This window comes from Rhizobium cerradonense, from assembly GCF_030182455.1.
Lineage (GTDB): Bacteria > Pseudomonadota > Alphaproteobacteria > Rhizobiales > Rhizobiaceae > Rhizobium.
The window spans coordinates 19,322-33,160 of the sequence record NZ_JAQJCK010000002.1 but is presented as its reverse complement, the minus strand read 5'-3'; the positions used below and the strand labels follow the sequence as shown (position 1 = coordinate 33,160).

The 13,839-nt window shown below is 60.6% G+C and carries 8 protein-coding genes; all 8 read left to right on the top strand.

The features are described 5' to 3' along the window. Positions 1–882, top strand: a complete 882-nt coding sequence (locus PH547_RS04345; protein WP_104824277.1) for a transglutaminase family protein — start codon at positions 1–3, stop codon at positions 880–882. 129 nt (positions 883–1,011) lie between these two features. Then, positions 1,012–2,256 (top strand): vWA domain-containing protein, encoded by a 1,245-nt coding sequence (locus PH547_RS04340; RefSeq protein WP_104824278.1) that lies wholly within the window; start codon positions 1,012–1,014, stop codon positions 2,254–2,256. 297 nt (positions 2,257–2,553) lie between these two features. Further along, positions 2,554–5,016 (top strand): glycogen/starch/alpha-glucan phosphorylase, encoded by a 2,463-nt coding sequence (locus PH547_RS04335; RefSeq protein WP_104824279.1) that lies wholly within the window; start codon positions 2,554–2,556, stop codon positions 5,014–5,016. Next, entirely contained in the window at positions 5,013–7,220 is a 2,208-nt protein-coding gene (gene glgB, locus PH547_RS04330; protein ID WP_104824280.1) for a 1,4-alpha-glucan branching protein GlgB, read from the top strand. Before PH547_RS04335 ends, glgB begins: the two co-directional genes overlap by 4 nt. A gap of 26 nt (positions 7,221–7,246) precedes the next feature. Then, positions 7,247–8,509: a glucose-1-phosphate adenylyltransferase gene (gene glgC, locus PH547_RS04325; protein ID WP_104824281.1), complete on the top strand. Its 1,263-nt coding sequence runs from the start codon at positions 7,247–7,249 to the stop codon at positions 8,507–8,509. A gap of 3 nt (positions 8,510–8,512) precedes the next feature. Beyond that, a complete protein-coding gene (glgA, locus tag PH547_RS04320) occupies positions 8,513–9,955 on the top strand; it encodes a glycogen synthase GlgA (protein ID WP_104824282.1) in 1,443 nt (480 codons plus the stop codon). A 4-nt stretch (positions 9,956–9,959) separates the two neighbouring features. Continuing rightward, a complete protein-coding gene (locus PH547_RS04315) occupies positions 9,960–11,588 on the top strand; it encodes an alpha-D-glucose phosphate-specific phosphoglucomutase (RefSeq protein WP_104824283.1) in 1,629 nt (542 codons plus the stop codon). Positions 11,589–11,801: 213 nt separating this feature from the next. Next, positions 11,802–13,775: a glycogen debranching protein GlgX gene (glgX, locus tag PH547_RS04310; protein ID WP_285167582.1), complete on the top strand. Its 1,974-nt coding sequence runs from the start codon at positions 11,802–11,804 to the stop codon at positions 13,773–13,775. The last annotated feature ends 64 nt before the right edge of the window (positions 13,776–13,839 follow it).

Below are 13,839 nucleotides of genomic sequence, written 5' to 3'. Positions count from 1 at the left end.
ATGCTTTACGACCTCTCGCTGCACATGGGCTATATCTACGACGTGCCGGCCAGCGGCGCGCGTCATATCGTGCGCGTGCTACCGCTGTCGCTCGCCAACCGCCAGCGCTTGATTGCCGGCTCGCTGAAAGTCACGCCCCATCCGGACGAGCAGTCGAACTTCACCGATTTTTTCCAGCATCCAGCGACTTCGATCCTGGTGCGCAACCCCCATGAAAAGCTCGACATCCGCATGCAGGCGCGGGTGCAGGTCGAGAGCCAGCCGGTCTCCGCCGACTTCTCGCCCGTACTTGCCAAACTGCCGGATGAAATCAGCGACTGCTGGTCGATCGAGCCATCCTCGCCGCATCATTTCATCGGCACAAGCCCGCGTCTGCCGGAGACGACGGAGATCGCCGACTATGCCCGGCAATGGGCGACGACCAATCTGACGGTGATGCAGATCGCCCACGCCGTCTGCGCCCAGATCCACAAGGATTTCCTCTACGACCCCAAGGCGACGACGGTCGACACCGCGCCGAAAGAGGCATTCCGCCTGAAACGCGGCGTCTGCCAGGATTTCGCGCATGTCATGATCATCGCGTTGCGTAGCCTCGGCATTCCGGCCGGCTATGTCAGCGGCTTCCTGCGCACCATCCCGCCGCCCGGCAAGGAGCGGCTGGAAGGCGCCGATGCCATGCATGCCTGGGTGCGCATCTGGTGCGGCGAAACGGCAGGCTGGATCGAGCTCGATCCGACCAACAATATCCCGGCCGGAACCGACCATATCGTCGTCGCCTACGGCCGCGACTATTCCGACGTCGCCCCTGTTATCGGTGTGCTGAAGAGCTATGGAACCCAGAAGACGGTGCAGGCCGTCGACGTCATTCCATTAAAGCAGTAGTTTCGAATACAACCCTAAATCGGAAATATTCGCGTCATTTGCTAAAAGTCGAATGATCATCTCAACGCCGTCCTTAGAGTTTTCGCCGATAGTCGCGGTTCTGGGGCATATACTTTTTGGGCGGACGTGATGATCACTTGTTCGAGCAAATTCCGTGGCATTCAAAATCTTTTGCGCGATCGCGCCGGCAATTTCGGCATATTGACCGCGCTAGCCATTCCCGTCCTCGCGGCCGCGGCTGGCGTTGCGGTCGATGTTTCCAATATGGCTGTAACGGACAGCCAACTGCAGGAAGCGACCGATGCGGCGGCCCTTGCCACGGCAACGGCACTTGCCAATGGCAGTGCGACGACATCCAACGCCCAGCAACTGGCCGCTGACTTCGTGACCGGGCAGATGTCGAATTATCTTGCCGGCGATGCGAGTGCCACCAGCGCACTCAGGGCCGGCACGACCGCAACGGTGACGAAAACGACCGATTCGTCAGGCAATGCCAGCTATTCCGTCGTTGTGAACGCGTCCTATGCGATGCCGGTGAACGGCATGACCCGCATGCTAGGCCTCACCACGATGAATGTCGGCGCATCGAGCACGTCGGTCAGTGGCAACAATACATCCACGCAAAAGAATCCGCTGTCCATGTATTTCGTTCTCGACCGTTCTGGCTCGATGGACGAACCAACGGACACGGTCAACACCGAGCAGCCGACGACGACGTACACATATGCCTGCACGACGACCAACTCGAAAGGCAAGACCGTCAATAGTACCTGCACGGGTACGCAAACCAATTATTACACCAAGCTTCAATCGCTGAAGATCGCTACCGCGAACTTGGCGGCACAATTGAACACGGCCGACCCCAACAGCATGTATGTTCGCACTGGCGCCGACTCCTACAATTCCAGCGCCCAGACGCCGACGGCGCTCGCCTGGGGCACCAGCGGCGTCACCAGCTACGTCAACAACCTGACAGCAAGCGGCACGACAAACTCGGCGCCTGCATTCACGGCTGCAGTGACCGCCCTCACGATGGCATCCACGACGCCGGGGCTCACGAACGAACAGTTGCAGCACAAGAACAAGAACGGCTCAACGAACCCGAGTACGTATATCGTCTTCATGACCGACGGCGACAACAACGTGGCAAGCGCCGACGCAAACACCAAGATCCAGTGCGATGCGGCACGCACTGCCGGCATCCATGTCTACACGATCGCCTTCATGGCGCCCGCAAACGGCCAGGCTCTGCTGAAGTACTGCGCAACGTCGGCCTCCGACTACTTCACGCCGCAGAATGCAGCAGACCTGTTCAGCGCCTTTTCGTCGATTGCAACGCAGGCGTCAAAGAAAATGACGCTCCTGACCAAATAACAACCGGAGCGCGACGCACCGGAAACTATGAATAGATCGTAAAAACGAAAGCCGCTCCAGAATAATCCGGGGCGGCTTTCGCGCGTTAGCTAATCCGGCGATAAGAGCCGGAAAAACAATCGGAATCAAGTCTTTTTAGCGCTTTGAGAGCATTTGCCCGGTATTTTCGCATCTGCCGAATTCACTTGTTGCAACGGCTTTACATCGGTGCATAAACTGCTAGGTAAAGGCGATGGCAATTTGATTTATCAGGCGTAACGCCCTGAATATAAATCACAAATGGCGAGACTTGATAGTATGAATAACTTGACCAAGGCCAATCTCCCCGTTCCTGCTCCGCGCAGTTCCCACCCCGAAATCCTTGCGGAAGAAATCATCGAGCGCCTGACCTATCGCATCGGCAAGGATGCAAAAGTGGCCAAGCCGCACGATTGGTTGACGGCGACGATCCTTGTCATTCGCGACCGTGTCATCGACAAATGGATGGAATCGACCCGCAAGGTGTACGAGACCGGTGCCAAGCGCGTCTACTATCTATCCCTCGAATTCCTCATCGGCCGCCTGATGCGCGACGCTGTGTCGAACCTCGGCCTGATGGAGGAGATCACCAATGCGCTCTCCTCGCTCGGCGTCGACATCCGCGTCATCGCCGGCCTCGAACCCGACGCGGCGCTTGGCAACGGCGGCCTTGGCCGTCTCGCCGCCTGCTTCATGGAATCGATGGCGACCGTCGATGTGCCGGCCTATGGCTACGGCATTCGTTATGTCCACGGCCTGTTCCGCCAGCAGATGGCCGACGGCTGGCAGGTGGAACTGCCGGAAACCTGGCTTGCCCACGGCAATCCATGGGAATTCGAGCGTCAGGAAAGCGCCTATGAAATCGGTTTCGGCGGCGCCGTCGAATTCGTCAGCGGCCATGACGACCAGCCGCGCTATGTCTGGAAGCCGGCCGAACGCGTCATCGCCGCCGCCTTCGATACGCCCGTCGTCGGCTGGCGCGCCAAGCGCGTCAACACGCTGCGCCTCTGGTCGGCACAGCCGATCGACCCGATCCTGCTCGACGCCTTCAATGCCGGCGACCATATCGGCGCGCTGCGTGAAAGCAACAAGGCGGAAAGCCTGACCCGCGTTCTCTACCCAGCCGACGCGACGCCTGCCGGCCAGGAACTGCGTCTGCGCCAGGAATTCTTCTTCTCGTCGGCCTCGCTGCAGGACATCCTGCGCCGCCATCTGCAGCAGTATGACGATCTCACCAACCTCGCCGACAAGGTCGCGATCCAACTGAACGACACCCATCCGGCCGTTTCCGTCGCCGAAATGATGCGCCTTCTGGTCGATGTTCACGGCATGGAGTTCGACGCCGCCTGGGATATCACCCGCAACACCTTCGGCTACACCAACCACACGCTTCTTCCGGAAGCGCTGGAAAGCTGGCCGGTGCCGCTGTTCGAACGGCTGCTGCCCCGCCACATGCAGATCGTCTATGCGATCAATGCCAAGATCCTGGTCGAAGCCCGCAAGGCACGCAATTTCAGCGACGCAGAAATCCGCTCGATCTCGCTGATCGATGAAAATGGCGACCGCCGCCTGCGCATGGGCAATCTCGCTTTCGTCGGCTCGCACTCGATCAATGGCGTCTCGGCGCTTCACACAGATCTGATGAAGGTCACGGTCTTCTCTGATCTCCACAAGCTTTACCCGGATCGCATCAACAACAAGACCAACGGCATCACGCCACGCCGCTGGCTGATGCAATGCAATCCGGGCCTGACCAACCTCGTGCGCGAAACCATCGGCGACGCGTTCCTCGACGATGCGGAAAAGCTGAAGCCGCTCGACCAATTCGCCCGCGACAGCGCCTTCCAGGAGAAGTTCGCCGCCGTCAAACGGGCCAACAAGGTGCAGCTTTCCAATCTCGTCGCCAGCCGCATGGGTATCAAGCTCGATCCCAATGCGATGTTCGACATCCAGATCAAGCGCATCCATGAATACAAGCGCCAGCTTCTGAACATCATCGAAGCCATCGCGCTTTATGATCAGATCCGCTCGCATCCGGAACTGGACTGGCAGCCGCGCGTAAAGCTGTTCGCCGGCAAGGCAGCGCCGAGCTATCACAACGCCAAGCTGATCATCAAGCTGATCAACGATGTCGCCCGCGTCATCAACCACGACCCTTCGGTGCGTGGCCTGCTGAAGGTCGTCTTCGTGCCGAACTACAACGTTTCGCTCGCCGAGGTTATGGTTCCTGCTGCGGACCTTTCCGAGCAGATTTCGACCGCCGGCATGGAGGCATCCGGCACCGGCAATATGAAGTTCGGCCTCAACGGCGCCCTGACCATCGGCACGCTGGACGGCGCCAATGTCGAAATGCGCGACAATGTCGGTGAGGACAATATCGTGATCTTCGGCCTGAAAGCCGACGAGGTCGCCAATCTGCGCAGCGACGGCCACGATCCCCGCGCCGTCATCGAACGTTCGCGCGAATTGGCGCAGGCCCTTTCGGCCATCGCGTCTGGTGTCTTCTCCCCGGACGACCGCAGCCGTTATGCCGGCCTGATCGACGGCATCTACGCCCATGACTGGTTCATGGTCGCGGCCGATTTCGACGCCTACGCCGCCGCTCAGCGCCAGGTCGACACCCTCTGGGCCAATCCCTCCGAGTGGTACGCGAAGACGATCAACAACACCGCTCGGATGGGCTGGTTCTCCTCCGATCGCACGATCCGCCAATACGCCAAGGAAATCTGGAGAGCCGGATGAAAAAGCCGAAAAGACCCGCTGACGGCACCGCCTTGAGGGACATTTCGGCAGACGAGATTGCTGCAATTCTCGCAGGCACACATTCCGATCCATTCGCCGTCCTCGGCGTACATCGGACGGATAATGGGTTCATCGCCCGTTGCTTCATTCTCGGCGCAGAAGCCGTCACCGCCACGGCGTTGGACGGCTCCGTCATCGGCGAGCTGGATCGTCTCGATCCAGCCGGGTTCTTTTCCGGTAATATCACGGTCACCAAGCAGCAGCCGGTGCGCTATCGCGCCCGGCGCGGCGATTCCGAATGGGCGGTGACCGATCCTTACAGCTTCGGCCCGGTCCTCGGTCCGATGGACGATTATTTCGTCCGGGAAGGTACCCATCTGCGCCTGTTCGACAAGATGGGCGCTCACCTCTTGAAGCACGAAGGCGTACAGGGCTTTCACTTCGCCGTCTGGGCGCCGAATGCGCAGCGCGTTTCGGTGGTCGGCGACTTCAACAATTGGGACGGCCGCCGGCATGTCATGCGCTTTCGCTCGGACTCCGGCATCTGGGAAATCTTCGCGCCGGACGTTCCAGCCGGCGTCGCCTACAAGTTCGAAATCCGCGGCCATGACGGCGTGCTCCTGCCGTTGAAGGCCGATCCCTTCGCCCGTCGCAGCGAACTCCGGCCGAAGACCGCTTCGGTCACCGCCACCGAAATGACGCAGGTCTGGGAAGACGAGGCCCATCTCGAACATTGGGCCAGTGTCGATAAGCGCCGCCAGCCGATCTCGATCTACGAGGTGCATGCCGCCTCGTGGCAGCGCCGCGACGATGGTTCCATGCTCTCCTGGGACGAGCTTGCCTCGCGCCTCATTCCCTATTGCGTCGACATGGGCTTCACCCATATCGAATTCCTGCCGATCACCGAACATCCTTACGATCCGTCCTGGGGCTATCAGACCACCGGCCTCTATGCGCCGACGGCCCGCTTTGGCGAACCGGAAGGCCTGGCGCGCTTTGTCAACGGCTGCCACAAGGTCGGCATCGGCGTCATCCTCGATTGGGTGCCGGCGCACTTCCCGACCGACGAACACGGCCTCGGCTGGTTCGACGGTACCGCGCTCTACGAGCATGAAGATCCGCGCAAGGGCTTCCATCCCGACTGGAACACGGCGATCTACAATTTCGGTCGCACCGAAGTTCTCGCCTACCTGCAGAACAACGCGCTCTATTGGGCCGAGAAATTTCATCTCGACGGCGTGCGCGTCGATGCCGTCGCCTCGATGCTCTACCTCGACTATTCCCGCAAGCACGGCGAATGGATCCCCAACGAATATGGCGGCAACGAGAACCTGGAAGCGGTTCGCTTCCTGCAATCGATGAACACCAGGCTTTATGGTTCGCACCCGGGCGTGATGACCATCGCGGAGGAATCGACCTCCTGGCCGAAAGTCTCGCAGCCGGTCCACGAAGGCGGCCTCGGCTTCGGCTTCAAGTGGAATATGGGCTTCATGCACGACACGCTGAGCTATCTCGCCCGCGAGCCCGTGCATCGCAGATATCACCACAACGAACTGACCTTCGGCCTGATCTATGCTTTCTCGGAAAATTTCGTTCTGCCGCTCTCCCATGACGAAGTGGTACACGGAAAGGGGTCGCTGATTGCCAAGATGGCAGGCGACGACTGGCAGAAATTTGCCAACCTGCGCGCCTATTACGCTTTCATGTGGGGCTATCCGGGCAAGAAGCTGTTGTTCATGGGCCAGGAATTCGCGCAATGGAGCGAGTGGAGCGAAGCCCGTGCGCTGGATTGGAATCTTCTGCAGTACCGCATGCATGAAGGCATGCGACGCCTGGTGCGTGATCTCAACTTCACCTATCGCAGCAAAGCAGCACTGCATGCCCGGGACTGCGAGGGCGAAGGTTTCGAGTGGTTGATCGTCGATGACTTTGAGAATTCGGTCTTTGCCTGGCTGCGCAAGGCGCCGGGCGAAAAGCCGGTCGCGGTCATCACCAATTTCACGCCGGTCTACCGCGAGAATTACACTTTGCGCCTGCCGGCTGAGGGGCGGTGGCGCGAAATATTGAACACCGATGCCGATATTTACGGCGGCAGCGGCAAGGGCAATGGCGGGCGCGTGCAGGCCGTCAGTGCGGGCGGAGGCATACAAGCGACGATAACGCTACCTCCCCTGGCGACGATCATGCTTGAACCGGAATCTTGAAATCATCACAGACAGGGAGGACTGAAATGGTAGAAAAACGTATCCAGCCACTGGCCCGCGACGCCATGGCCTACGTTCTTGCCGGTGGCCGGGGCAGCCGCCTGAAAGAGCTAACCGACCGCCGTGCCAAACCTGCCGTCTACTTCGGCGGCAAGGCTCGTATCATTGATTTCGCGCTATCCAACGCGCTGAACTCCGGTATCCGCCGCATCGGCGTCGCCACCCAATACAAGGCGCACTCCCTTATTCGCCACCTGCAGCGCGGCTGGAACTTCCTGCGTCCAGAGCGTAACGAAAGCTTCGACATCCTGCCGGCCAGCCAGCGCGTTTCCGAAACGCAGTGGTACGAAGGCACGGCCGACGCTGTCTATCAGAACATCGACATCATCGAGCCCTATGGTCCGGAATACATGGTCATCCTCGCCGGCGACCATATTTACAAGATGGACTATGAGTGGATGCTGCAGCAGCACGTCGATTCCGGCGCCGATGTCACCATCGGCTGCCTCGAAGTGCCGCGCATGGATGCCGTCGGCTTCGGCGTCATGCATGTCGACGAGAAGGACCGGATCATCGACTTCGTCGAGAAGCCGGCGGACCCGCCGGGCATTCCCGGCAATCCCGATTTCGCGCTGGCGTCGATGGGCATCTACGTCTTCCACACGAAGTTCCTGATCGAGTGCCTGCGCCGCGATGCTGCCGATCCGAATTCCAGCCGCGACTTCGGCAAGGATATCATCCCCTACATCGTCAAGAACGGCAAAGCCGTCGCCCATCGCTTCACGCAGTCCTGCGTGCGCTCCGATTTCGAGCGCGAAGCCTATTGGCGCGATGTCGGTACGGTCGACGCCTACTGGCAGGCCAATATCGACCTCACCGCCGTGGTGCCGGAACTCGACATCTACGACAAGTCCTGGCCGATCTGGACCTATGCCGAAATCACCCCGCCGGCCAAGTTCGTCCATGACGACGAGGACCGCCGCGGTTCGGCCGTCTCCTCCGTCGTTGCCGGCGACTGCATCATCTCCGGCGCAAGCCTGTCGAACAGCCTGCTGTTTACCGGCGTGCGCGCCAACTCCTATTCCAAGCTGGAAGGGGCCGTCGTGCTGCCGAGCGTCAAGATCGGCCGTCGCGCCCAGCTAAAGAATGTCGTCATCGACCATGGCGTCACCATTCCGGAAGGCCTGGTGGTCGGCGAAGATCCGGAACTGGACGGCAAACGCTTCCGCCGCACGGAAAGTGGTATCTGCCTGATCACCCAGACGATGATCGACAAGCTGGATATCTGACATATGAAAGTTCTTTCGGTTTCGTCCGAAGTCTTCCCTTTGATCAAGACAGGGGGCCTGGCCGATGTGGCCGGCGCCCTGCCTATCGCTCTCAAGCCCTACGGCGTCGAAACGAAGACCCTGATCCCGGGCTATCCCGCCGTTATGAAGGCCATTCGCAATCCGGTGGCCCGTCTCGAGTTTTCCGACCTGCTCGGTGAAAAAGCGACGGTCTTCGAAGCCGAGCATGACGGAATTTCCCTCCTCGTCCTCGACGCACCGGCCTACTATAACCGCACCGGCGGCCCCTATGTCGACGCTGCCGGCAAGGATTATCCCGACAACTGGCAGCGTTTCGCTGCCCTGTCGCTCGCCGGCGCGGAAATCGCCGCCGGTCTGCTGCCCGGCTGGCGGCCGGACTTGGTGCATGTCCATGACTGGCAGTCGGCCATGGTGCCCGTCTACATGCGTTACTATCCGACACCGGAACTGCCGAGCGTCCTCACCGTCCACAACATCGCCTTTCAAGGCCAGTTCGGCGCCGACATCTTCCCCGGCCTGCGCCTGCCTGCGCATGCCTTTTCGATCGAAGGTGTCGAGTATTACGGCGACGTCGGCTTCCTGAAGGGCGGCCTTCAGACCGCTCTTGCACTGACCACCGTCAGCCCTTCCTATGCGGAGGAAATCCTGACGCCGGAATTCGGCATGGGCCTGGAAGGCGTCATCGCCAGCCGGGCAAATAGCCTGCACGGAATTGTGAATGGCATCGACGACGGTATCTGGAACCCGGAAACCGATCCGATGATCGCGCAGACCTATGGCGCCACGACGCTGAAAGACCGCGCCGCGAACCGCAAGCTCGTGGTCGAGCATTTTGGTCTGGACGATGATGACGGCCCGATTTTCTGCGTCGTCAGCCGTCTGACCTGGCAGAAGGGCATGGATCTGCTTGCCCGCATTTCCAGCGATATCGTCCGGATGGGCGGCAAGCTCGCCATCCTCGGCGCCGGCGATGCCGCCCTCGAAGGCGCACTTTTCGCCGCCGCCGGCCGTCATCGCGGCCGCGTCGGCGTTTCCGCCGGCTATAATGAACCGATGTCGCATCTGATGCAGGCCGGCTGCGACGCCATCATCATTCCGTCCCGCTTCGAACCCTGTGGCCTCACGCAGCTTTATGGCTTACGCTATGGCTGCCTGCCGATCGTTGCGCGTACGGGTGGCCTCAACGACACCATCATAGATGCCAACCACGCCGCGCTGCAGGCAAAAGTCGCGACCGGCATTCAGTTTTCGCCCATCACTGCCGATGGGCTGCTGCAAGCCGTACGCCGCGCCATGCACCTTTTCCAGGATCGAAAGGTCTGGACGCAGATGCAAAAGCAGGGCATGAAATCCGACGTATCCTGGGGCAAGAGCGCAGAACGCTATGCAGCCCTCTACTCCAGCCTTGTCTCGAGAGGCGCTTAATCAGATGATTAAAACCATTCCCACCAAACCCTATGCGGATCAGAAGCCTGGCACGTCAGGCCTCCGGAAGAAAGTTCCCGTATTCCAGCAGCCGAATTACGCTGAGAACTTCATCCAGTCGATTTTCGATTCGCTGGAAGGCTACCAGGGCAAATGCCTGGTCATCGGCGGCGACGGCCGCTACTACAATCGCGAAGTCATCCAGAAGGCCATCAAGATGGCCGCCGCCAATGGCTTCGGCAAGGTGATGGTCGGCAAGGGCGGCATTCTCTCCACGCCCGCCGCCTCAAACATCATCCGCAAATACAAGGCGTTCGGCGGCATCGTGCTGTCGGCGAGCCACAATCCCGGCGGCCCGACCGAGGATTTCGGCATCAAGTACAATATTGGCAATGGCGGCCCGGCGCCGGAAAAGATCACCGATGCGATCTATGAGCGCACCAAGATCATCGAAAGCTATAAGATCGCCGATTTCGCCGACATCAATCTCGACCGCATCGGCCGTGAAGACGTTGGCGGGATGATCGTCTCGGTCATCGACCCGGTCGAAGACTATGCTGCTTTGATGGAAGAGCTGTTCGATTTCGGCGCCATCCGCAACCTCATCAGCCTCGGCTTCCGCCTCTGCTTCGACGCAATGAGCGCGGTGACCGGCCCCTATGCCAAGGAAATCTTCGAAATCCGCCTCGGCGCACCGGGCGGCTCGGTCCGCAATTTCCTGCCGCTGCCGGATTTCGGCGGCCATCACCCCGATCCGAATCTCGTCTATTGCAAAGAGCTCTATGACGAGATGATGGGCGATGATGCGCCCGATTTCGGCGCGGCATCCGACGGCGACGGCGACCGCAACCTGATTATCGGCAAGGGCATCTATGTCACGCCGTCGGACAGCCTCGCGATCCTCGCCGCCAATGCCAATCTGGCGCCAGGCTATTCGCATGGCATCGCCGGTATCGCCCGCTCCATGCCGACAAGCGGCGCCGCCGACCGCGTCGCGGAAAAGCGCGGCATCGGTATCTACGAGACCCCGACCGGCTGGAAATTCTTCGGCAATCTGCTTGACGCCGGCATGGCGACGATCTGCGGCGAGGAAAGCTCCGGCACCGGTTCCAACCATGTCCGCGAAAAGGACGGCCTCTGGGCCGTGCTGCTCTGGCTCAACATTCTTGCGGTGCGCGGCGAAAGCGTCATCGATATCGTCACCCAGCATTGGGCGACCTATGGCCGCAACTATTATTCGCGGCATGACTACGAAGGCGTCGATACCGATGCCGCCAATGGCCTGATCGACGCCTTGCGCGAAAAGCTGCCGACCCTGCCGGGCACGCAGTTTGGCGATCTCACCGTTTCCGCCGCCGACGACTTTGCCTATCACGATCCGATCGACAAGTCGGTCAGCCAGCACCAGGGCATCCGCATCCTGTTCGAGGGCGGCTCCCGCGTCGTCTTCCGCCTTTCGGGCACCGGCACGACGGGTGCGACGCTGCGCGTCTACATCGAGCGCTACGAGCCCGATCCGACTCGCCACAACATCGAGACGCAGGAAGCGCTTGCCGACCTCATCGCCGCCGCTCAGGATATCGCCGATATCAAGGGCCGCACCGGCCGCGATGCACCGACGGTGATTACCTGATCCCTACGATCTAAGCCCTTCTCCCCGCATTGCGGGGAGAAGGTGGCCAGACGCCGCCGAACGTAGTGAAGCGGCGACTGGTCGGATGAGGGGCCTTCTCAAAATTCACCGCGACTGCGCAGTTTGCCGGACGCTCCGCCCCCCTCACCCTAGCCTTCTCCCGCATGCGGGGAGAGAGGACCACCTCTAGCCATCCGGAAAGCCCGCGAAGACATGTCCGAGCCGACAATCCGCAGCCTTGGCGCGATCCTCACCAACTCGGGTGTCGAATTTGCCGTCGCGTCCAAACATGCCGAGAAGATCGAGCTTTGCCTGTTCGATGCCGAGGGCGGAGAAGAGATTGCGCGTCTGCCGATGAAGCGCGAAGGCGAGGAGCATCGTCTGGCAGTCGATGGCATCAAGGAAGGCACGCGCTACGGTTTCCGCGCCCATGGTACATACGACCCGAACCAGGGTCTGTGGTTCGATCCGTCGAAGCTGCTTGTCGATCCCTATGCCAAGGAAATCGACCGGCCCTTCCGCTACGATCCTCGCCTCGGCACGTTCGGCGAGGATACGCAGGATCTGATACCGAGGGCGATCGTCTCCCGCGATATAGTGGTCAAGCCGGCCAAGCCGTTGTTCAAGCCGGGCGGCCTGATCTACGAAATCGCCGTCAAGCCTTTCACCATGCTGCATCCGGGCGTGCCGGCGGAGAAGCGCGGCACGCTGGCCGCCCTCGCCCATCCCGCGGTTATCGCCCATCTCAAGCGACTGCATGTCGATGCCGTCGAGTTGATGCCGATCACCGCATGGATCGATGAACGGCATCTGCCGCCGCTCGGCCTCGGCAATGGCTGGGGCTATAATCCCGTCGCCTTCATGGCGCTCGACCCCCGTATCGTACCCGGTGGCGTCGTGGAATTGCGCGGGACGGTGGCGGCACTGCACGCCGAGGGCATCGCTGTCATCCTTGATCTCGTTTTCAATCACACCGGCGAGAGCGATCGCCAAGGCTCGACGCTGTCATTGCGTGGCCTCGACAATCCCACCTATTTCCACCATGACCCGAACCAGCCCGGTGTGCTGATCAACGACACCGGCACCGGCAATACGGTGGCCTGCGATCAGCCGGCGACGCGCCAGCTCATCATCGACAGCCTGCGCCATTTCGTGCTCCACGCTGGCGTCGACGGCTTCCGTTTCGACCTTGCCACCGTCCTCGGCCGTACCGCCAAGGGCTTCGATCCCGAAAGCCTGACGCTGCGGTCCCTCTTCGCCGATGACGTGCTTCAGGACCGGATCATGATTGCCGAACCCTGGGACATCGGTCCCGGTGGCTACCAGCTCGGCAATTTTCCGGCTCCCTTTCTCGAATGGAACGATCGCGCCCGTGACGATCTGCGTTGCTTCTGGCGCGGCGACGACAACAAGATCGGGGACATCGCCACCATCCTCGCCGGCTCGTCTTCCTTCTTCGGCCGCGACGGCCGCACCCAGACCCGCAGCGTCAACTTCCTCGCCGCCCATGATGGCTTCACGCTCATGGACATCGTCTCCTATGCGCACAAGCACAATGAGGCGAACGGCGAGAACAATCGCGATGGCCATAACGAAAATTTCTCCTGGAACAATGGCGTCGAGGGCAAGACGGATGATCCAGTGATCCTTCGCAAACGCCGCACCGACATCGAAGCCCTGCTCTCTACGCTTTTCGCCACACGCGGCACGATCATGCTGACCGCCGGCGACGAATGTGGGCGCACCCAGCGGGGCAACAACAATGCCTATTGCCAGGACAACGATATCACCTGGATGGACTGGACGACGCCAGACGAGGAGTTGATTGGCCATACCGCCTGGCTCGCCAGTCTCCGCCGTCGATTTACAGCCTTCAGCGAGATGGAATTTTTCAACGGCAAAGGCGATGTCCTCTGGTTCTCCGCCAACGGCACGGCCATGACGGTGCCTGATTGGGAGACGCCGGTTGCCCGCGTGCTCGGCATGGCGATCGGGACTGAGGATCGTGATAGTGGCAAGAAGACCCGTCTCGCCGTGTTGCTGAACCGCGCGAACGAGGAACAACACGTCAAGCTGCCGGCCTCGAGCGGGGCCGGCTGGTCGCTGCTGAAGCCTGAGGGAGCAACGCCGGTTCAAGGCGAGACCATCGTGCCGGCGCGCTCGGTCAGCTTCCTCCTCGAAAACTGAGCCCGTTGACTTTCCGGTTTTAATCGCCAGAAAGATCGCAGAAAGCAGCAAAACCTGACGAGGA